General features: G+C 49.0%; 22 protein-coding genes and 1 pseudogene. 16 read left to right on the top strand and 7 right to left on the bottom strand.

Going from position 1 to position 21,468, the window contains the following annotated elements; translation table 11 throughout:
• Positions 1–10: 10 nt before the first annotated feature.
• Both J1781_RS08945 and J1781_RS08940 read left to right on the top strand, forming a co-directional pair.
• Positions 11–784: an SDR family NAD(P)-dependent oxidoreductase gene (locus J1781_RS08945; RefSeq protein ID WP_015697019.1), complete on the top strand. Its 774-nt coding sequence runs from the start codon at positions 11–13 to the stop codon at positions 782–784.
• An 87-nt stretch (positions 785–871) separates the two neighbouring features.
• Entirely contained in the window at positions 872–1,624 is a 753-nt protein-coding gene (locus J1781_RS08940; RefSeq protein ID WP_007374395.1) for an alpha/beta hydrolase family protein, read from the top strand.
• 244 nt (positions 1,625–1,868) lie between these two features.
• Here the strand turns inward: J1781_RS08940 and J1781_RS08935 are convergent, their stop codons facing one another.
• Positions 1,869–2,363: a thioredoxin family protein gene (locus J1781_RS08935; protein ID WP_015697020.1), complete on the bottom strand. Its 495-nt coding sequence runs from the start codon at positions 2,361–2,363 to the stop codon at positions 1,869–1,871.
• A gap of 187 nt (positions 2,364–2,550) precedes the next feature.
• Between J1781_RS08935 and J1781_RS08930 the strand changes: the two genes are divergently transcribed.
• The 12 genes from J1781_RS08930 (at position 2,551) to hxlB (ending at position 13,260) form a co-directional block, all read left to right on the top strand.
• The gene (locus tag J1781_RS08930) at positions 2,551–3,399 is read left to right on the top strand and encodes a DMT family transporter (protein ID WP_217147221.1); all 849 of its coding nucleotides are present in this window, start codon (positions 2,551–2,553) and stop codon (positions 3,397–3,399) included.
• Between the two features lie 130 nt (positions 3,400–3,529).
• Positions 3,530–4,753, top strand: coding sequence for a MalY/PatB family protein (locus tag J1781_RS08925; protein WP_217147222.1), 1,224 nt, complete (start codon positions 3,530–3,532; stop codon positions 4,751–4,753).
• Positions 4,754–4,787: 34 nt separating this feature from the next.
• A complete protein-coding gene (gene gorA, locus J1781_RS08920; protein ID WP_049132110.1) occupies positions 4,788–6,140 on the top strand; it encodes a glutathione-disulfide reductase in 1,353 nt (450 codons plus the stop codon).
• Positions 6,141–6,230: 90 nt separating this feature from the next.
• Positions 6,231–6,992 (top strand): thiol:disulfide interchange protein DsbG, encoded by a 762-nt coding sequence (dsbG, locus tag J1781_RS08915; protein ID WP_217138368.1) that lies wholly within the window; start codon positions 6,231–6,233, stop codon positions 6,990–6,992.
• A gap of 223 nt (positions 6,993–7,215) precedes the next feature.
• Entirely contained in the window at positions 7,216–7,527 is a 312-nt protein-coding gene (locus J1781_RS08910; RefSeq protein WP_015697024.1) for a hypothetical protein, read from the top strand.
• A gap of 198 nt (positions 7,528–7,725) precedes the next feature.
• Positions 7,726–8,694 (top strand): sugar-binding transcriptional regulator, encoded by a 969-nt coding sequence (locus J1781_RS08905; protein ID WP_015697025.1) that lies wholly within the window; start codon positions 7,726–7,728, stop codon positions 8,692–8,694.
• A 419-nt stretch (positions 8,695–9,113) separates the two neighbouring features.
• Positions 9,114–9,563, top strand: coding sequence for a PTS galactitol transporter subunit IIA (gatA, locus tag J1781_RS08900; protein WP_217138366.1), 450 nt, complete (start codon positions 9,114–9,116; stop codon positions 9,561–9,563).
• An 18-nt stretch (positions 9,564–9,581) separates the two neighbouring features.
• On the top strand, positions 9,582–9,875 hold the full coding sequence (locus tag J1781_RS08895) for a PTS sugar transporter subunit IIB (RefSeq protein WP_024359913.1): 294 nt from the start codon (positions 9,582–9,584) through the stop codon (positions 9,873–9,875).
• A 24-nt stretch (positions 9,876–9,899) separates the two neighbouring features.
• Entirely contained in the window at positions 9,900–11,153 is a 1,254-nt protein-coding gene (locus tag J1781_RS08890; protein WP_020439340.1) for a PTS transporter subunit IIC, read from the top strand.
• A 24-nt stretch (positions 11,154–11,177) separates the two neighbouring features.
• Positions 11,178–11,822, top strand: a complete 645-nt coding sequence (gene rpe / locus J1781_RS08885; protein WP_049089944.1) for a ribulose-phosphate 3-epimerase — start codon at positions 11,178–11,180, stop codon at positions 11,820–11,822.
• A gap of 109 nt (positions 11,823–11,931) precedes the next feature.
• Positions 11,932–12,684 carry an SDR family NAD(P)-dependent oxidoreductase gene (locus J1781_RS08880; protein ID WP_032693571.1) on the top strand — a complete coding sequence of 251 codons (753 nt, stop codon included), beginning with the start codon at positions 11,932–11,934 and terminating at the stop codon, positions 12,682–12,684.
• Between the two features lie 15 nt (positions 12,685–12,699).
• The gene (gene hxlB, locus J1781_RS08875; RefSeq protein WP_049112345.1) at positions 12,700–13,260 is read left to right on the top strand and encodes a 6-phospho-3-hexuloisomerase; all 561 of its coding nucleotides are present in this window, start codon (positions 12,700–12,702) and stop codon (positions 13,258–13,260) included.
• A 51-nt stretch (positions 13,261–13,311) separates the two neighbouring features.
• On the opposite strand, the gene J1781_RS08870 is transcribed toward hxlB, so the two are convergent.
• From J1781_RS08870 to xylB, 5 genes are all read right to left on the bottom strand, one after another.
• Complete coding sequence (locus tag J1781_RS08870) at positions 13,312–13,596, bottom strand: DUF3892 domain-containing protein (protein WP_049112343.1); 285 nt, start codon at positions 13,594–13,596, stop codon at positions 13,312–13,314.
• A 260-nt stretch (positions 13,597–13,856) separates the two neighbouring features.
• Complete coding sequence (locus J1781_RS08865; protein WP_020439335.1) at positions 13,857–15,365, bottom strand: sugar ABC transporter ATP-binding protein; 1,509 nt, start codon at positions 15,363–15,365, stop codon at positions 13,857–13,859.
• Between the two features lie 22 nt (positions 15,366–15,387).
• A complete protein-coding gene (locus J1781_RS08860; protein WP_024359909.1) occupies positions 15,388–16,368 on the bottom strand; it encodes a substrate-binding domain-containing protein in 981 nt (326 codons plus the stop codon).
• Between the two features lie 41 nt (positions 16,369–16,409).
• Positions 16,410–17,435, bottom strand: coding sequence for an ABC transporter permease (locus tag J1781_RS08855; protein WP_134526805.1), 1,026 nt, complete (start codon positions 17,433–17,435; stop codon positions 16,410–16,412).
• Positions 17,432–18,880: a xylulokinase gene (gene xylB, locus J1781_RS08850; protein ID WP_217233457.1), complete on the bottom strand. Its 1,449-nt coding sequence runs from the start codon at positions 18,878–18,880 to the stop codon at positions 17,432–17,434. The genes J1781_RS08855 and xylB overlap by 4 nt, the downstream gene beginning before the upstream one ends.
• A gap of 273 nt (positions 18,881–19,153) precedes the next feature.
• Here xylB and J1781_RS08845 point away from each other — a divergent pair.
• Positions 19,154–19,497 (top strand): annotated as a pseudogene (locus J1781_RS08845) (IS3 family transposase); the annotation flags it as partial.
• A gap of 295 nt (positions 19,498–19,792) precedes the next feature.
• Positions 19,793–20,995 (top strand): MFS transporter, encoded by a 1,203-nt coding sequence (locus tag J1781_RS08840; RefSeq protein WP_227978105.1) that lies wholly within the window; start codon positions 19,793–19,795, stop codon positions 20,993–20,995.
• A 167-nt stretch (positions 20,996–21,162) separates the two neighbouring features.
• Here J1781_RS08840 and J1781_RS26150 read toward each other — a convergent pair whose 3' ends face one another.
• Complete coding sequence (locus J1781_RS26150) at positions 21,163–21,249, bottom strand: hypothetical protein (protein ID WP_240343610.1); 87 nt, start codon at positions 21,247–21,249, stop codon at positions 21,163–21,165.
• Positions 21,250–21,468: the final 219 nt, after the last annotated feature.

Below are 21,468 nucleotides of genomic sequence, written 5' to 3'. Positions count from 1 at the left end.
GGAGTTCAAAATGAGCGATGACTTTAAAGGCAAAAAACTGCTTGTCGTGGGTGGCACCAGCGGCATGGGTCTGGAAACGGCGCGTATGGTGCTGAAAGCCGGTGGCAGCGTGGTACTGACGGGCAACAAAAAAGACAAGGCAGAAGCGGTTCAGAAAGAGCTGAGCCCACTGGGTTCCGTGTCCGTGATTGCGGCAAACCTGATGACCGAAGAGGGCATGAACGCCATTCGTCAGGAGATTAATGCTAATCATCGCGATATTAGCCTGATGGTCAATGCGGCCGGGATCTTCATGCCGAAAGGCTTTACCGAGCATTTGGAAGCCGATTACGACATGTACCTGATGTTGAACCGGGCAACCTTCTTCATCACGCAGGACGTGGTGAAGAACATGCTGGCCGACGGCCGTGAAGGGGCGATTGTGAACGTGGGCTCCATTGGCGCGCAAGCCGCACTCGGCGACTCACCGGCTTCCGCGTACTCCATGGCCAAAGCCGGTCTCCACGCCTTGACACGCAACCTGGCCATTGAGCTGGCCAGTGCGGGTATCCGCGTGAACGCGGTCTCGCCAGGGATCGTGCATACCCCGATTTATGAAGGCTTCATGGCGAAAGAAGACATTGCCGGCGCAATGCAATCGCTGAACGCTTTCCATCCGCTGGGGCGTGTCGGCACGCCGGAAGATGTGGCCAATACCATCTTCTTCCTGTTGTCCGACAAAGCCTCTTGGGTGACTGGCGCAATCTGGGATGTCGATGCCGGTATCATGGCCGTTCGCAGATAAGCTCGTCGTAACCTCGCAAAGCCGCCCCATGATGGGGCGGCTGATAGGCATCTTGCTTGTAATTCAACCATTCTTAAAGTTAACATAATGAAAAAATTGAAATTTACCTTCAAAAATGCAGAAGGTGAGGAACTTGCCGGGTTGCTTGAATTGCCAGAAAATCCAAAAGCCTTTGCCCTGTTGGCGCACTGCTTTACCTGCGGGAAGGATCTGAAAGGTGCTGCACGCATTGCCAGGAAACTGACAGAAAATTCAATTGCGGTGCTTCGCTTTGATTTCACCGGGTTAGGCAACAGCGAAGGCGATTTTTCCAATACCAATTTTTCCTCGAATATTTCTGACCTGCTGTGCGCGGTCGATTATCTTCGTCGGGAATACGAGGCTCCTTCGCTGCTGATTGGTCACAGCCTTGGCGGTTCGGCAATCCTCTCTATTGCAGCCAAAGTGCCTGAAGCCAGAGCGGTCGTAACCATAGGTTCGCCAGGCGAATTGACGCATGTACAGCGGTTGTTCAAAGACAATATCGAAGATATCAGGAACCATGGCGCTTTCCCGGTAGAGCTTGCAGGCCGGGTATTCACGCTCAAAAAGCAAATGCTGGATAACATTCAGGAGCATAAAATAGCGGAGAAGGTATTTACCATGAATAAGCCGCTGCTGATTTTTCATGCTCCCAATGATGATACCGTGCTGATTGAACAGGCAGAGAAAATTTTTAAAGCCGCCAGACACCCCAAAAGCTTTATCTCACTGGGTGAAGCAGATCATCTTCTGACGCATCCTCAGGATGCGGAATATGTTGCCGGGATTATCGTTGCCTGGAGTTCTGCTTACATTTAGAGGGCGTGTAAAGCTTCGCGAAGCTGCTGGTGCTGTCGTTGGCCACTGAATAAACGGGTGTAGCATTTTGATTGCACATACAAAACTGCGTAGCATGCTTTCTTTACGCGAAAAAAGCCCTGCTTAGATGCAGGGCTAAGGGCATTGTTGCTATGGTTTATTTTTATTATTTCCCTGGCATTGCTCAACTTCCAGGTTTATTACCTTCAAGTTGAGATTCAATTAATTTAACTTTAACGCTCTCTTATTTTCCTGGAAAAATTGAAGTCACTTCGCGGGCGGTATCGACCAGAAGCTCACCGTTTTTGTACCTCTCGCTCACTTCTCCATTCTTGCCGGTAGCATTTTCAGGTCGTTCAATAAACTGCCCCAGCGGAGTCGCGTTCTCATCCAGTACCACGGCAAACGGAATTTTGACTTTATCGACACCAAAGTGTGCCTTAAAGACGGCTTCAGCCTTGTCGCGGGTGATAATACCCAGACGTATTGCTGGCGCTGACGCGGCAATGGCATGGATTACAGGCAAGTTTTTATGGCAGTCGGGGCACCACATTTCAGCAGCTACCAGAATGCTGTACGAACCCGGAAGTTGCGAGAGCTTACTGATGACATCGTCAGGTAATGCCTCGTTGGCAAGCCCCTCAAAATGCCGCAATGCGTTGCGGTCTTCTTCTGCTCCGCTGCCAACAAATTCGTTATAATCTGATGCTGCTTCGAGCAGTACGTTGAAATCTTGCATATGTTCTCCTTTGTTAGTAGCGGGTCTACGGCTTCACATAAATCTGGCAATGATAAAGGTCAATGCTCCAGGCATGACCTGAAAAGGGGTACCATTTTAGTGTCTGGCTACCATAAGTAGACATTGCCATCCTACCTACTAATTGATAGATTATCACGTAATTTATTAATTTTGAGGCGTCACGCTGATGGGGCGGTCTGTTGGATTCAAGATAGTGATAGCAATGATGGCATTCGCAGCCAATTCTGTGCTCTGTCGGATTGCGTTGAAAGGCGAACATATTGACCCGGTGACGTTCAGTGACCTTCGCCTGATGAGCGGGGCGGTGGTCTTGTTACCACTGTTGTTGAGACGTGAGGGGAAAAAGCAGGGCGTCTGGAGCTTGAAAAGCGGGTTCTTTCTTATGGCCTACGCCCTGTGTTTCTCCCTTGCCTATATCCATTTGGATACAGGAACAGGTGCTTTGCTCTTGTTTGGCGTTGTGCAACTGGCGATGGTGGCTCATGGCCTTTTCCATGGGGAAAGGCTGTCTTTTTCCAGAGCAACGGGGCTTGGGCTGGCTGTAGCCGGCATGGCTGCTCTTCTCTTACCTGGTGCCAAAGCGCCCCCCTTGGGCAGCGCTGTTCTGATGGCGCTTTCAGGCCTTGCCTGGGCGGCTTATACCCTTTGCGGAAAGCGCTCTCCTGATGCTGCGCAGGCCACTGCGGCAAATTTCATCCTTGCTGTACCTTTTGCCCTGGTGTTGTCGCCGTTCATTAGCCAGGGAGCGCACTTCGACGGTATCGGAATTGTCCTGGCAGTGCTCTCTGGTGCGGGTGCTTCTGCCGGAGCCTATGTACTCTGGTATTCACTTTTACCTCGTCTTGAGTCTGTTGCAGCCAGTACGGTTCAGTTGAGTGTGCCCTGTCTGGCGATGCTGGGAGGCGTAACATTTTTGGGCGAGTCACTGAGCCTCAGAATGGCATTTTCAACGCTGGCAGTCCTTGCGGGCATTCTGTTGGTGATCAAGGCACCGGGTCAGAAAATACGACACTGATATCAACGTGCCAGTCATGACTTGATCACTCTGCAAATGGTTTTTTAGGTTTTAAAGCAAAGGAATATCTAATCGTTAGCAAAATCAGTGACGCTGTGACCTCTTTGGATAAACTAATCGGGTAACCTCTATGAAATACGATTTTGATGAAGCAGTGGACAGAGCAGGGACAGACAGCTTAACCGTCGACGGCTGGCGTGAATATATGTTTGGTGTCCATGAAGGCCCCGCGCCGGAAGTACCGGCGAATGGTTTTATAAACCTCTGGGTAGCAGATATGGCTTTTTCCACACCCGAGCCGGTGCTTGAAGCCATACGTTCCCGGTTAGATAAAAAAATTCTTGGCTACACCCGCGTTTATGACAGGGACTACTATGAGATTTTTGGGGCCTGGTGTGAAAGGCATTACGGATACCGGTTTCAGGAAGAAAGCATTGTTTTCTCCCCCGGTATTATCCCTGCGCTTAACCGATTGGTGCCGTTACTCACCCACGAAGAAGATAGCATCCTCATCCTGACCCCTTCTTACGCACCGTTTAAAAAAGCCGGGGACTATAGCGGTCGTCGCGTCGTCGATTGCCCGCTTAGAAATAACGAAGGCCACTGGGCGGTAGATTTTGAGGCAATGGAACAAGCCCTGAGCGATGACCAGCAGCGAATTAAAGCCTTCTTTCTCTGTAACCCGCATAATCCCACCGGGCGAGTTTGGCGACGTGATGAGTTGCAGAAAATGATAGCGTTATGCCTTAAACATGATGTGTGGGTTATTTCTGATGAAATCCACTGTGATTTATCCCGCTCTGGCGTCACGCATATCCCCGCCGCGTCAATTTTTCCTGAAAATCATAAAATTATCACCTGCATGTCGACCAGCAAAACGTTCAACCTGGCGGGTAACCTGCTGGCAAACATCATGATCCCTGATGCCTCAGTGAGAGCCGAATGGCTTCGCCTGCATGATGATTTTATCTCTCCGCTGAGCCTGGTGGCTAACAAGGCCGCCTGGTCCGAGTGCGATGAGTGGTTGACTCAGGTCAGGCACTACATTGACGAGAACTTCCGTTTTCTGCAGGACTACCTGGGGACATATCATCCGCTGGCCCGTTTTATCATTCCGGAAGGGACTTATCTTGCCTGGATTGATATCTCTCGTCTGGTAGATGACAGTAATCAGGAAGAAGTAACCCTCTTTTTTGCCAGACATGCGGGTGTATTGCTTGAAGGGGGGCAAATGTTTGTCAGTAACGGCGACGGGCACATCCGCCTTAATCTGGCTTGTCCACGCGCTATGCTTGCTGAGGGACTCAACCGCATAAGCAAGGCATTGAGCGCCAGTTCTGGCGATGCTACCTGAACGATGACCGCAGCGATGCTGCCTGGAGAACAAAATGACGAAACACTATGACTATATCGCGATTGGTGGTGGTAGCGGTGGTATCGCCTCAATCAACCGTGCGGCGATGTATGGGCAGAAATGCGCTTTGATAGAAGCCCGGGAGTTGGGCGGGACTTGCGTCAATGTGGGGTGTGTACCGAAAAAAATAATGTGGCACGCTGCGCAAATCGCAGAGGCCATTCATCTTTATGGCCCAGACTATGGCTTCGATACCACATTAAACCGCCTCGACTGGGCTACCTTGCTAAAAAACCGCAGTGCCTACATCGATCGTATTCATACTTCATACGAAAATGTGTTGGGTAAAAACAAGGTAGATGTCATCAAAGGTTTTGCCCGGTTTGTGGACGGGCATACGGTGGAGGTCAACGGGGAAACGATTACCGCTGACCATATATTGATAGCCACCGGTGGTCGCCCTAGCCATCCCTCTATTCCGGGAGCGGAATACGGAATTGATTCAGATGGTTTTTTTGCGCTTGAGGCGCTACCGGAGCGCACTGCAGTTGTTGGTGCAGGCTACATTGCTGTTGAACTGGCAGGTGTTCTCAATGCATTGGGGTCAAAAACCCATTTGTTCGTACGTAAGCATGCGCCTTTGCGCAGTTTTGACCCGTTGCTCACAGAAACACTGGTTGAAGTCATGAACGTCGAAGGCCCAACGTTGCACACCCAAGCGATTCCCACTGCAGTGGTCAAAAACCAGGACGGCAGCCTGACACTGAAGCTGGAAGATGGTCGTGAACAAACGGTTGACTGTTTGATCTGGGCGATTGGCCGTGAGCCAGCCAATGACAAGTTGAACGTTGAGATGGCGGGTGTTGAACTCGATGAAAAAGGGTACGTCAAAGTTGATAAATATCAGAATACCAACGTGCCGGGTGTTTACGCGGTGGGTGATAATACCGGTGCGGTTGAGTTAACACCGGCAGCTGTTGCTGCGGGCCGTCGCCTTTCAGAACGCTTGTTTAACAACAAGCCGGATGAGTATCTGGATTACAACAATATCCCCACAGTCGTCTTTAGCCACCCAACAATAGGTACCGTTGGCCTGACTGAACCCCAGGCGCGTGAGGAATATGGTGATGATCAGGTGAAAGTTTATCAGTCATCTTTTACCGCCATGTACACCGGCGTGACGCGTCATCGCCAGCCATCCCGCATGAAGCTGGTATGTGTGGGGTTGGAAGAGAAAATCGTCGGTATCCACGGTATCGGTTTAGGCATGGATGAAATACTGCAAGGCTTTGCTGTTGCGCTGAAAATGGGAGCAACGAAGAGAGACTTCGACAATACCGTGGCAATTCACCCAACTGCGGCAGAAGAATTTGTCACGATGAGATAAGGGTGAGTAGTGCCATTTAGCACGTGACGGGAGGGCCGGAGGTTTGTTAAACAACGGCCCGTAATGAGTACGTATTATATTGAGATAAGAATGAACAAATACATCCTCGCGTTATCTGCTGCACTTATCGGCTCGCAGGTTCAGGCAGCAACGCCCGCAGCGCTTCCCGCACCGATCAAGCAGTTGGAAAAACAAGGTATAGAAATAATCAAACCCTTCACGGCTCCCGGCGGGGTCCAGGGCTGGTTGGGAAAATATCAGGGAACGGGGGTGACAATTTATCTGACCCCCGATAAAAAACATGCCATATCAGGTTATATGTACGATGAGAATGGAAGTAACCTCAGCGAACAGGTCATAAAAGAGGAGATTTACATCCCTGCTGGCCGCGAGATGTGGAAAACACTGTCCAAAGCTGCCGGTATCACGGAAGGCAGTAATAATGCAAATTGTCAGATTGTCGTGTTTGCCGATCCTTTCTGTCCTTACTGTACAAAATTCAGACAGGACGTGCAGCCCTATATTAAGGACAATAAAATCGCTATGAAAACGCAGTTAGTGGGTGTCATGCAGCCCGACAGTGGCCGTTACGCGGCTGCGATATTGTCTTCTGAAAACCCCGCGAAGGTCTGGCAGGATTTCGAGTTGTCGGGTGGCAAAAACAAGCCTGCACTTTTGGAGAAAACGCCGCAGCCGATTTTCTCGCAGATCCAATACAACCAGAAATTGATGGAAGATGTGGGGGCAAGCGGTACGCCAGCAATTTATTATCTTAACCACGCCAACATGCTTCAACAGATCGTCGGTCTGCCGGACCAGGAACAGATGGCCAATCTTATAGCGTGTAAATAGTTTCTGAGTCACTGGCTGCGAAATGGGTAAATTCACACATGGATGTGGGGATTTTATGAGTACACCCCTTAAAATCCTATTTTTATCTTGTGCTTATGTGGCTATCAGATCTTTTCGCTATGTGTTTTGTACTGCTTTAGAATGGCGCAGCGCAAAGTGAACGGATTGAAATGTAAATCAGCTACCCTAACTAACGAAACCCGATGCAACCTGGAGAAAAGACATGAACAGAGCTCAATTGTTTTCTTATCTTTTTTTAACGGGATTTTCCGTTATAGCGTTTGCCTGTCAGGGAGGTGAAGGCGGGAAAGGCGGAACTGGAGGAAAAGGGGGATCCGTGGTAATCGGTAATCAAAACGGTGGGGCTGGTCTTAATGGAAAAAACGGAAAATCTGGCATGAATGGTTGTCCCGGTGGAACTCAGGCCGCACCCGATGGGCATTTTTATCTGCGAGGAACACATGAGCAATGTAACCCGTTTCACGCCAAAAAACAGAAATCACAGGCCTCAGCGTCACTGATTGAGAGCACATAATGTAAAGCCTTGCCACCGTCTAAAAAACTCTGGTCTCTTCACCCATTATCATCAGATGTGTCAGCTATCACACCGCCAAAAGATAAGACTCATTTGCTCATGTCAAAAGAGCAGGTAAAAGTGTACTCTTATGAGTAAATTGCAGGGGTAACAGTTTAACTCAGCTGATATTGTCTTTGGATGAAGATGGAATGCTCTATGCCTAAACGTATAAAAAACAGCCGCTGGTCAGGTTACGATCCCCGCTATATCTACTCTCTCGTCGTCCGACGTTACTTTGTTGAGATGAAGACCAAAACTGAGATTGCTGAAGAACTCGAGATTTCGAGATTTAAAGCGGCGCGTCTTATCGATGAGGCAATAAAGGAAGAGTATGTGAAGTTTCTCTTTCCAAAGCAGCAACTGCTTGACGAAGAGATCGCACTTAATCTCTGCGGAAAGTATGGTCTGCAGAAGGCAATCGTGCTTTCCGTGTCAGAATCCTGGTCCAATCAGGAAGAACTGAATGAGAAGCTGGGGGGTATCACTGCAAGTTATCTCAACAATAATCTCGCTGAGGGAATGAAGGTTGGTATTGCCTGGGGACGCGTTTTATCCAGCACAGTGAGTCAACTCACCAGCTTGCCGGCATTAGATGTTGTGCAGCTATCTGGCGTTCATCCGGGCATTGAATTTAGCCAGGGCCCGATCGACCTTATCCACAGACTGTCGACTATCTCTCAGGGCAAGGCTCATCCTATGTATGTGCCGATGTGGGTGGATGATGAAAGCCTGGCCCAAAAACTGGCCAGTGATCCGGCTGTGGTGGATACCCAACAATATTATTCTCAGCTGGATGTTGTCATCACCGGTATTGGCGCCTGGAAAACGGGCTCATCCAGTTTGTGTGATATTTTTCCCGAGTCGTGGCAAAAAAATCTGTTTGAGAAAGATATCGCTGCGGATGTCTGCATTACTCTCGTTAACAGTAAAGGCGAGATCCTTGATAGCCCGATGAGCCGTCTTGGGTTTGGTATTTCAACCGAACAATTGCGTAACACGAAAACCGTGATTGGTGTGGCGGGGGGAGAACAGAAGTATGAAGGCATCGTCGCTTCCCTGAAGTCAGGCCTTTTAGATGTGTTAATCACTGACTTCGATACTGCGGTGAAGCTTGTCAATTCCTGATTGAAATAGATCCCGGAACATCAGCAACAGGGGCGCAGCCCGCGCCCTTGATCACCTTCCTCTCAGGCATGCATTAGGCACTGCTATCAGTCATTCTGTAAACCCTCATGACTTAGATCAGAGCATTGCCAAATCCTCTGACATAGGTCAGTCCGCATATATAAACCTTCAAAAAATCCATCATCCCTTTGATTTGTAATAAAAATTTTACTTCCCCTCTCCGGTTGACTTGATTGATCTAAACGATGAATTACTCGATATTGCTCATATGAGCAATTATTTGCGTGCACTTATGCATTTATTTTGTGATCAGCTTATAACTTTTGCATGTTTTCTGTTTGCGCGGAAAATTGGCATGCTATAACTGCTCATCTGATCGATTATGTTTGCTCTAATGAGCAAAAAGGCGAGGTGAAAAGGTGAGTACAGTCACTATTAATGTTGCAGATGGTGCAGCATTCAAAAATTACGATGAGGTGCTGCAGCACATCCATGAAAAGCTGTATTCAGAAGGGATAGTGAAAAAGACCTATCTGGCAGCACTGCGCGAACGCGAAGCCATGTATCCAACCGGTATTTTGCTTGATGGTTATTCTGTGGCGATCCCACATTGCGACAGCAACCAGGCCAACAGCCCGTCGATTTATATTATTCGCTTACCTGAACCGGTTCAGGTTGATCAGGCTGATGGCGACGATAAATTGTGGGTCAAACTCATTATCAATTTGGTCGTTACCGATCCGGCTAATCAGCTGCAACTGCTGAAGGCCCTTTTTAGTCATCTTCAAATGGAAGACTTTTATCAAAATTTACTTGAGCTTCCTGCCGGGAAAGCGCAGGCACTTTTTATTTCCACCGTCATGCAATAAGAGTTCAGGAGCATAATGATGATTAATATCCTCGTAGCCTGCGGGAGCGGTGTCGCAACGTCAACTATCGCTGCTGATGAAGTGAAATCCGTGTGTACAGAATATGGCATTACTCAGTTCAAAATAAATAAATGCAGCATGTCAGAACTTCCTTCTGAATTACAGAATGCTGATGTGATTTTAACCACGAATAACTACAAAGGTGATATCGGAAAACCGCATATGAGTGTGGCCGGGTTTATCACCGGGATTAATGAAGCTGTGTTACGAAAAAAACTAGGGGATTTATTAACAGAGCTGGCTAAAAACTAATAAGAAAACACAGGGGATGACAAGATGGACATGTTAAAAAATATAATGCTAACGATAACAAGCATGGGGGCAACGGCAATCCTACCACTTGTCATCTTCATTTTGGGTTTGGTTTTCCGCATGAAAGTCGGTGCTGCCATTAAGTCTGGTATCACCGTGGGTATCGGTTTTATTGGTTTAGGTTTGGTTGTTAATCTGTTGAGTACATCCCTGCAGCCGGCAATTGCCTACTATTCAAAACTGGGAAGCGGATTCACTGTGGCTGATATCGGATGGCCTGCGGTGGGCGCAGCGGCATGGGTGGCACCCTTTGCCGCTTTAGTTGTTCCAGTGGGTATTATTCTTAATTTGCTACTTGTTCGGCTTAAATTAACCAAAACGCTGAACGTTGATATCTGGAATTATATGCACTTCCTGGTTCCCGGCGCGCTGGCCTATTTCGTGTTTGACAGCTTCTTTATCGGTTTTGGCGTGGCAGTCGCACTTAGCGTTATCGCTCTGTTTATTGGCGATTTAATTGCTCCCCGTTGGCAGAAATATTATGGCCTGGAAGGGACGACCTGTACCACCATGATCCATATAGGCTGGACATTACCTTTTGCACTGCTGGTCAATAAAATTATCGACCTGATCCCCGGCCTGAACAAGCTCGACGTTGATTTGGAGAGCGTACAGAAACGTCTGGGTGTGTTTGGTGAACCCGCTATCATCGGTGTCATTGTAGGTTGTCTGCTTGGACTGCTGACTAAACAGCCTGTGACCACTATTGTCCCGATGGCAATGGGGGTGGCTGCGGTAATGGTGCTCCTGCCTAAAGTGGTGGGTGTCCTGATGGAAGGACTGTCTCCCATTGGGAAAAGTGCCAAAGAGATTATGCAAAAGCAGATGGGTAAAGACGCCGAACTGAACATCGGTATGGACTGTGCCCTGGCACTGGGCGACCCAGCGACCATCACCGTCACCGTTATCACCATTCCGTTGACCATGCTTTGCGCACTGATTTTACCGGGGATCATGATTTTCCCCATCGGCGTTCTGATGTCAATCATCTATATGACAACCATGACCGTAATGGCCAGCAACGGAAACGTCATCCGCTCAATTATTTCAACCTTACTGTTCAGTATTGTCGTGATGTATTTAGGCGGGTATGTGGCTCCGGGTGCAACCCAATTCCTGCATGGCGCAGGCGTCGGCTTGCAGGGGCAGGGTACTGACTTTGTACTGACTGGCCCGTGGGAAGTATTGACGTATTGGTTGAGCACTGTATTCCATTGATTTTAAAAATGAGGTTTGCTTACCATGGCACAGATTTTACCATCAATTTTTGGCGCGAATATCTTAAGTCTGCAAGATGAGCTCCGTTTTTTAGAAGAAGAGAATACTGAAATATTGCATGTTGATTTAATGGATGGAACCTTCGTAAATAATATTGCCTTTGGGCCGAATCAAATTTCTGCAATGAAAAAAGCCAGCAAAATGACTTTCGACGTACATATGATGCTGGCTAATCCTGAAAGACATATTGATGATGTTATTAATACCGGCGCAGAAATGATCTCAGTGCATTATGAATCAACGCCGCATGTGCATTTTATTTTACAGAAAATAAAAAAGGCCGGGCGAAAAGCCGGTGTGGTCATCAATCCGGGTACGCCTGAAAGTGTTCTGGAATATTTGTTGGACGATATTGATTACATCCTGATTATGACCATTAACCCGGGGCAACCCGGGCAGACTTTCATCGAGAAAAGCCTCGAGAAAATCAGGAAAACCAGAGAAATGATTGCTGGCCGACACATTCAAATTGAAGTCGACGGTGGTGTTAATCTGGAAATAGCGGAAAAAGTACAGGAGGCGGGTGCTGATTTAATTGTTGTCGGTGGCGCATTATTTAATGACAACCCTAAAGCAAGCTATCAGGCATTAAAGTCTGTCATGCATTAAGTATCCAACATATATTCACGCGCTCTTAATTGAGCGCGTAATCATTATGTAGACCGCAGACGTGGGGGATTTCTCTCACGTTAAGTACAAAGATTCAGGAGAACAACCGATGAGTCATTTTGAAGGTAAAGTTGCGCTAATTACCGGTGGTGCGCATGGGATTGGTAAAGGAATTGCAAAACAATTCGCCGAACGCGGTGCGCATACCGTCATTGTCGATTATAACGAGGCTAATGGCATCAAAACTGCGGAAGAACTGACCTTTGGCAATGTTAAATCGCTCTTTGTCAAAACGGACGTCTCTGATCCGCAGGCACTGGCTGAAGTGCGCAGAAAAGTTATCGAAACTTATGGCCGTATCGACATTCTGGTTTTGAACGCAGGTGTCGCTTTTGCCAATAAAGTCAAAGACATTACTTTCGAAGAGTGGAACAAAACACTCTCAATCAACCTGACGGGTTTATTCAATACGGTCAAAGCATTTTACGATGACTTCTTAACTAACCAGGGTTCAATCGTTTACATCTCCTCCGGTTCTGCGCTGTCAGGTACTGGCGGGGGGGTGAGCTATCCGGCCAGTAAAGCAGGGGGTGAAGGTCTTATTCGTGGTCTGGCGAAGGAGTTGGGTCCAAAAGGTGTTAACGTCAACGCTATTGCGCCGCGTCTTATCGACACCGGCGAAATGATGCGTGTTAATTACCCGACGCAGGCAGATTTAGACGCAGTACTGGAGAAAATTCCGGTCCGTCGTCTGGGCACAATCGATGATGTCGCAAACCTGGCCATCTTCCTTGCTGATAAGTCAAATTCTTACATCCAGGGACAGACGATCCTCATGGATGGTGGCCGTACAATTGCCTGACCGGAGGAAAAGAAAATGGGTGTTCAGGAAAATACTGTCAGTATTCTCAGGGAACTGGAGCAAAACGCGCTCAATATCGACAATGATCAGGCACAGCATTTTATCGGGAAGATCCGCAATGCGAAGCATATTTTCCTGCAAGGTGCAGGGCGCAGCGGTATTGCCATCCGCGCGTTCGCTAACCGTTTATTGCATTTAGGCTTCTCGGTCAGCGTAGTCGGGGAAATTTCATCACCTCATACGAAAGCGGGTGATTTGTTAATTATTGGTTCAGGCAGTGGCGAAACAGGCAGTCTCAAGAGCCTTGCGCAGAAAGCCGTTGAGTGTGGTGTCGACGTGGCGCTGGTCACCATGAAAAAAGACTCTGCGATTGGCCAGTTGGCCAACTGCGTGCTGGTATTACCGGGAACGGTCAAAACTGAAAACGATCGCACTCTGGGCCAGTTTTCGCAGCCAATGGGTTCCTCTTTCGAGCAACTCTGCTTTATCACCTACGATGCCATCGTGCTTGAACTCATGGACCAACTGCGTGAAACCAGTGAAACCATGTTTAAACGACACGCTGATTTTGAGTAATGACACTGAGCGCTTCGCTGGAAGCGCTCATTCGCTTATAACATCGCATAATTAAAAAGTGGGCAAATTACCCAGGTCATCGCATTTGGTATCATTAGGATCAGTCGTGAGATAAATCCCATCAATAACATGAACCATTGCCCCATAAACCCACTTGTCATTCACGTAGTTAATTGTTTGAAAGCTTGTCTTACCGGCATTTATCAACTCAGCGACAAACTGACGCGAGTTAATTGATGCGTCCTTCTCCCCATTACCGGCTTTGATGATTTTAACGTACTGAATGTGTTGCCCTGCATTGTCTCTGCGTACACCCGAGATGTAAAAGTCTGCCATTTCTCTTGCCCCTGCTGCGCTATGCCGTATAGCCACTTTGCACAACTTAATATCTGCCCTGTTGCAAATATGCCAATGACAGATTGCACAATTTTTCCACTCATTTTGCGCCAGCGCTCAGAGCCTGTATGCGGGGTAACTCACTTGATGCAATTTGTTTGGGTCTTCTGCAGGAGGGCAGCTATAACGTTAATCAAATGCTGAAACAAAAACGGCCAGCTTAGCTGGCCGTTGGATGCGTTCTGTTCGGAATGAGTGCCCTAAGCCTGGGCTTCAGCATGCTCCCATGCGGCTTTGCGAAGATCTGCGGGTTTAAGGTCGCGTGCAGGAATGATCACACCATCGCATTTACCCTGTCGGAACACCGTAATGGTATCTGCCACGTCCAGCAATTCCTCTTCCTCACTCGATACCACGATGACGCAGCAGCCTTTATCTGCCAACTGATGGATGATGCGATAAATATCCGCTTTTGCCCCAATGTCGACGCCTTTGGTCGGCTCATCCAGCAATACCAGATTGGCGTTTTGCGCAATGACCCTGGCGAGCAGAACTTTTTGCTGATTGCCGCCGGAAAGCGATTTAATCGGTCCGCTCAGCGTTCCCAGCGTATTCATCTTGCTTAGCAACTCAGCGGCGGCCTGCCGCGCAGCGCTGTGACTGACAAATCCGCCAGAACGGAATTTTTTCAGAACCGGCAGCATGGCGTTGGCATAACTCGACATCTGAGGAATGAAGCCATCTTTTTTACGTTCTTCTGTCAGGTAAGCAATCCCCTTATCAATGGCTTTTGCCGGTGAAGAAGGATGGTATTCTTTGTGACCCAGCCGGATGTCACCACCGGTAACGGTTTCCAACCCAAACAGCGTCTGGCACAAGCGCGTTCGGCCTGCGCCGGCCAGCCCGTATATACCCAAAATTTCCCCGCGATATGCCTCAAGGTTGATGCCTTTCAGGCGATCAGTCTGCAGGTTTGTGACCGAGAGCCAGGGTTTGCCCATCGCGCCGCGGATCAGACTACGGCTGTTAGACGGCGCCTGATAAGCATTTGCATCGCCCACAATAGCGTCAATGATGGCGCTTTTGCTCAGCGTCTTTTTGCCTTCGTTATAAATCACTCGGCCGCCGCACATGACGGTTGCTTCATCACAAACACCCAACACTTCGTCTAATTTATGAGAGACCAGCACTACGCCAATCTGCTTTTCGCGTGCGATACGTTGTACTGCCTGCAGCAGTTCTTCTGCCTGCGCACCTTCCAGCGCGGTCGTCGGTTCATCGAGGAAAAGAAAACGGGCGTCGCGATCAAGGTTAGAAACCACTTCCAGCATCTGCTTTTCAGGATGTGACAGATTTTTGACCAGCGCGGTAGCGCTGAAACTCAGATGGTAATCATTTAGTACTTTCTCGGTATGCGCGATCATACTTGCATCATCTATAAAGCCACTGCCTTTACGACATTCACGTCCGAGAAAAAGGTTTTGCCAGACGCTCATGCCGGGAATGAGACGGAGTTCCTGATACACACAAGCAATACCTTTGTTGAGTGCATCCCGTGGCGAAGCAAGGTGCACCGGCGTTTCGCCGATCATCAGCTCTCCACTATCCTGCGTGTTAACGCCCGCCAGGATTTTCAGTAGCGTTGATTTACCCGCCCCATTATGGCCAAAGAGGCCGTGGATCTCGCCAGGCTTTACGCTGAAATCCACACCGTGGAGAACCTGCACACCCGAAAAACCGATTTTGACCTGCTTCGCCACATAATTCATCATTCTTCGCCTTTCACTTAAGTCAGTATGCTGAACCCATTACCGATGCTGCGTTGTCTTTGGTGACCAGCAGCGGTGGGTTGTTGATCATGGCTGGAACCTGTTCACCGTTCAGACTCTTCCTGGCATTTTCAACCAGCAACTGAGCCAGTTTAACCGGCTCCTGAATCGCACCGGCTTTCAATATGCTGTTGTTCTGAACGGCTTTGACGCCTTCTTTATCCACAAACGCATACAGCTTCACTTTGTCACTGACCCCCAGTTGCTGGATTGCCGCCAGTGACCCGAGCGCGGAAGGTTCGGTGTCTGAGTACACGACGTTAATTTCTGGCCTGCCCTGCAGCATTTCAGTGGTGACTTTCAGGGAGGTTGTTTCTTCTACTTTGCCATTGACCAGCGCGACGAACTTAATGTTTTTGTTGGATGCCACGGCTTCCTTGAAGCCTTCATCACGTGCATTTGCGGCAATGGATGTTGGTTCTCCCACGATACCCACTGTCGCCGTGCCATTTTCACCAATGTCTTTCAACAACTGCTGGCCAATGAGCTTGCCGCCTTCACGCTGATCGGTCTGAACACCTTGAACCAGCGTGACGTTTTGCTGCTTCATCCCCTCGGTATCCGGAAGGATGTTGATGGCAAACGCCGGAATTTTTGCCTGATTAAGCTGGTTTATGATCGACACGCACGGGCCTGAGGAGACGCAGTTCACTGCGACCGCATCCACCTTCTGTTCAATGAAGTTCTGCACCTGCGAAAGTTGCTTGGCATCGTCATTATCAGCAATCGAAATTTTTACGTTCAAGCCCTGTGCCGCTGCATTGTCTTCAAAGCTTTTTTTCATGGCAACGTAATAAGGGTTGGTGAGGTTCGGCAGCGTAACGCCCAATGTTTTTTTGCCGGCACCCACGGTGCTTTCAGTATCCTCACGGTTACAGCCGGCGAGCATGCAGGACAGTGCGACTATCGCTGCACCTGCGGTGATTGTGGTACGGAGTTTCATGTTTATCTCCTGGATATATGTAGGTCAGGGTTTAAGAAGCGTTATTGTTGTGTTTTGCGTGACTTCCTGACTTTGAGCCAGGGGATCACGATTTTTTTCGAGGTACGTAAGGTATCGAAAGTGACGCCGAACAGGATGATCAGGCCGATGACCAGCGGCTGCCAGTAGGCACTGACGTTCAGCACGTTCATCAGATTCGATATTGAGGCAATAAGCATGGCGCCAATCATCGCGCCGATAAGGCTGCCAGTGCCGCCAAACAGACTGACGCCACCTACCACCGCACCCGCTATTGAGAAGAACAGTTCGTCACCACGGCCCGCCGTCGGATAGCCTGTCATCAGACGCGATCCATAAATCAGGCCGCCGCATGCCGCACAAAGCCCGGAAATTGCATACACCAACAGGGTGATGCGTGGAATGCTGATCCCCGATAAGCGTGCAGCATCTGCGTTACCGCCGACCGCATAGATGTGAGTCCCGGTGATGGTGCGGCGCAGGAAGATGACACCAATAACAATGGCCAGCAGCAGCGCTATGACAGGGAACGGAATACCCAGCGGTTTTGACTGACCGATGAGGCTGTAACCAATTTGCGTCACGCGTATCGATTCGGCGCCGGTGATAATTTGTGGTATGGATGCCGCAACCCCCATCATCGCAAAAGTGACAATGAATGGCGGCACGCCGGTGCGTTCGATTATCAGACCATTTACCAGCCCACTCAGCGCACCCACCGCCAAAACGATGGGTACGGCAAGCTGCCACGGAATGCCAAATTTCTCCATCAGCAAAGCTGCAACCACGCAGGTCATCGCCACGATGGAGCCGCAGGAGAGGTCGATACCCCCGGTCAGCAGGACAAAGGATTGTCCCAGGCAAAGGAAGCCGATGACCGCGCCGTTCAGAAGCAACACCATCATGTTCGAAACAGTCAGGAAGTTAGGCGTGGCGATAAACCCGCCCAGCATGACCAGTAAGAAAACAACGGCGATACCCGCTTCTGCAGGGACTTTGAGCGGCTGCTTAGGCGGTTTGGTTTTTGCAGGGGTAGTTATTGAACTCATTGCAGCTCTCCTGATAATGCATTGGCATAGGTAACGTAAGCGTCCAGGACATGGCGCGCATCTTGTTGTGGCTCGGCCACTTTCTCAAGCGGCACACTCCAGCGATCGGCCATTTCAATGTTTGTGCATCCCAGCACGGCAGCGGCAGCCTGAATGGCTGCACCCGCGGCTGCCGTTTCACCCACCGGAGAAATCCAAACGGGCTTGCCCGTCAGGTCAGCCAGAATCTGACGATAGGCTCGTGACTTTGCGCCGCCGCCGGTGACAACAATGCGACCGTCGTCAGTGAAGCCATGTTGTTTCAGTACCAGACCGCCCGCCAGAAGGCCGCACAGTACGCCTTCCACGGTGGCGCGAGCCATATCCTGCATCGTTGAGGTGGTACGTAATCCGCGCATGTGTCCCGTGGCGTCAGGAAGGTTGGGGGTGCGCTCGCCGTCCAGCCACGGAACAAGCTGAAGACCGTTGGCGCCGGGTGGCGAACTCAGCGCGAGCTCGTCGAATTCGTCAGGGGTAACGCGCAGCATTTTGCGAAATGTATCGGTGACTTTGGCGGAGTTCAATGTAGTAATCATGGGGATAAAGCGATCGGCCGCATCGGCATAACCGTTGATGGTGCCGGTGCTGTCGGTAATCCCTTTCCTGGTGATGCCATATAACGTACCGCTGGTCCCGATAGAGATACCGGTATCACCGGTTTTCAGGTTCATACCCAGTGCGGCGGACATGTTATCGCCGGTCCCGACACCCACGATTGCACCCGCCAGTTCCTCCAGCTCAGGCATCAACTTCACCACGCCTGCAGGTTGATGCGACGGGATGATAGTGGGCCAGCGGGAAATCCAGTCAATTTGACTGTTAACCACCGCTGCCAGCTGTGGTTCCCAGCTATTGGTGAAGGGGTTGAAGTAACCCGTACCGGATGCCCCGCCGCGCTCGCACACAAAGCTACCGCTCAGACGGTAAACCAGATAATCAAACGGCAGCATGATGCGGTGGGCTTTTTCCAGCAGCCCCGGATAATTTTGTTCTGTCCAGGCCAGTTTAGAAATGGTCATTGCTGGCCCCGGAACGGAGCCCGTCAGGCGTGCCCATTCTTCCGGAGCAATCTTCTCGCACAATTCACGCGCTTGCGGTGCAGACTCCGTGTCATTCCACAGCTTCGCAGGACGCAGCGGGCGATCGTGATTATCAAGCATGACGAGGCCGTGCCCCTGGCCACCGACAGCCAGACCTGCAATACGTGGCCACCATTGTTTTAATTCAGTGAGCGCGGAGACTAATGCATCCCACCAGGCTTGCGGATCCTGCTCGCTACACGGCGGTGTGGTCGGTGGATGCAACTTACGAGCCTGTGCGATCACCTTGCCATTTTCAAGACTACGCAGCATGACGGTACAAGACTGGGTGGAGGAATCTATACCCGCAACAAGGTCCTGTTTCATTGAACTACCTCTGAACTATCGTTAAGAAATGACAGAGCTGAAAGCGATAACTGAATGACAAGCAAACTGGGTTATGGTTTTAGATACTCAGTTTTTTGCTCATATGATCAGTTTTGTTTGCTCGTTTGTAAGATATAAACAATACCCACCGTAATAAATTCGTCAATTGTCGTGTTAAGGGAACGTTACGTAGCTCTCACTTTTAGTTTCAGAGAACAGCGTCATTAGCCAGCGACGAGCTATAAGATTTGTTAAATTCCTCATAAATCTAACTTCAATGTGGTCGATGACTTTAATTGGGAAATATTGGACATAGAGATCGATCTTAATCTGTCAGCTCAACGCATAGTCAGAGTTTTGGAGAGGGTAGGAATAAGTCGTGGCTACCCAGCCATGATCCGCCTGGATAATGGGCCAGAGCTTATCTCTCAAACCTACCGCAATGAATTGCTGGATTTTTTTCTGTTCAGAACACTGAATGAAGCACGGGAAATAACGGAGTGCGGGCAGAATGAATAGAAGAGTAGCAGTCTCATGAATCCCTGAACAACCTGACGCCAGAAGAGTACCGGCTGATGGCCGAAAACCCGGAAGTCTCAAAAAGTGCGTGGAACTAAAACAGGTGTGCTTACACAACAAGGCAGCAATCCGCTTGTATGAGGAGTTTGGTTTTGAGGTGCGTGCGCTTGAAATGGGCATGCCGATATCTTCTAAGGGGAAGGTCTGAGCGCCTGCCTCGTAACACATGGGAAGGTCAGTAGGGCATCATCAATGGCGATGACTATTCTGAACTTCCGCTTCTCGCTCAGAGCTTTTCAATCAGTGTGTTGCATCCATCAGTTGAACTCACAGCCAGAAGTGGACATTCTAATTTCAGTTGTGCTAATTAATCGGGTTCAGGTCAGATAGTTGATGAATATTAAAAAATCGTATTCTCCTGAAGTTAATCTATCGTCACCGAGGTTCCATGTGGGTAAACCCTGGTCACTATTTAGATGGCTTTTAGCCTCGGCTTCTCTGAGTTTCCCTCAAGCCGCTAGTCCTATCGCTTTTTCATTGCTTGCACTCAGTATCACAGGTAACAGCAAGGGGGGGGCTGCCATGATACTTGCCATGACAATTGCTCAGATACTTGGTGTTATACCTTTCACGCGCATGGGAGTAAGTTTTAACTCGGTCAGTTACCTGCGGATGCTGATTTTGATTCGTTCACTGGCACTACTCTGCATAGCGCTTGCATCATGGTATAAATTAAATTTTTCAATATTGATCATTCTGTCCTGCTTTGCTGGGCTGGTTAATGGTGCAACGCAGGGGTATTTAAGGGTGATACTGAATCACCTAGTCGATGCAAACCGTTTACCGAGGGCACTAGGCTTGGCAGCGACGTTAAATGAGCTAATTTTTGTTCTAGCTCCGGTGACCGCATCCGGACTGGGGAGTCTTTCTCCGGTGTTTTCTTTATTTGTCATTACCGCTCTAGGTATGCTTCCCATTGTTCTCATTCCCAGCCTCAATATTCAGAGCTTACCCGAAGTTGTTAAAACCAGGCAAAGAGCATTCACGAAACCTGTGGCTTTATGGCTTATATGTTCCACTGCGGCAGGGGCCGTTGTTGCATTAATCGAGATAGGTGCTGTGGCGTTAGCCATGAATTTCCGGTATGAACCTGTTTACGCCATTCTATTCACCGTCCCGCTGTGTCTTGCCTCTGTTATGGGAGGGATATGGGTGAGTATCCGAAACCGTATTTCAGCTCCTAGCACAGTGGTTTTACAACTGTGCTTAATGACACTTGGCGCATTGATAGTTACTGTAAACATTTCACTTATAACAGCTGTCATTGGTGTTATGTGTATTGGTTCTGTTATTGCCCCATTGGGTACACATTTCTCTCTTGTACTAGATGAGATGTCCCCTCTACATTTGAAAGCAGAGGTCTTCGCCTTGCTGAGAACCTCTAATGCCCTTGGCGTGATAATTGCGAGCGCCCTTTTGACAGTATCATCACTTTCATTGTCTTTGCTGTTCATTACAGTTTTTATCGGTGTTGTTGCTGCTGGTATGGCTGTTGCAGTGATGAGGAAGAAAAAAGGTAAGACAAGTTTAAAATAACTAAAAGGCAATTGCTCGGAAGGATTGTCAGGACGGGCGCCAGTTCAAGGAAGAAGAAATAGTGAAGGTTAAGTGCAACTGCCTTTTATTGCTCGTTAAATGTTTGATTCTTCATTGTGCTATTTCATACGCAACGAGCTCAACGCTGTCACACACAAATCCGGGGCTTAGAAAACCCTGACCTTTTTGTCCAGAGGTACGTTAATTTCTACGTTGTTGGCTCCCGTATGTAGCACTGAACCTGGAAGAGCGATGTTATAAAGTATGTTCTTGCCACGGTATGTCCCACGCGTAACTCCTCCCGACTATCGGGTTGGCTCGAGGTAGCTTGGACATTAGCATTCCAGTTCTGATTCACGCTGACCTGCGGACGCCCCAAACTGTGCCAGTGTGATAAAAATCCTCAAGGTATAATCGTAAACTTCGTTATTAAGTAGTCTGAAACTGATGCGTGTCGGTGTTTAATATCGCGC

This window comes from Rahnella perminowiae (assembly GCF_019049695.1).
GTDB classification, from domain to species: domain Bacteria; phylum Pseudomonadota; class Gammaproteobacteria; order Enterobacterales; family Enterobacteriaceae; genus Rahnella; species Rahnella perminowiae.
Note: the sequence above shows the minus strand (reverse complement) of the source record. Positions and strands in the feature narration are given on the sequence as shown.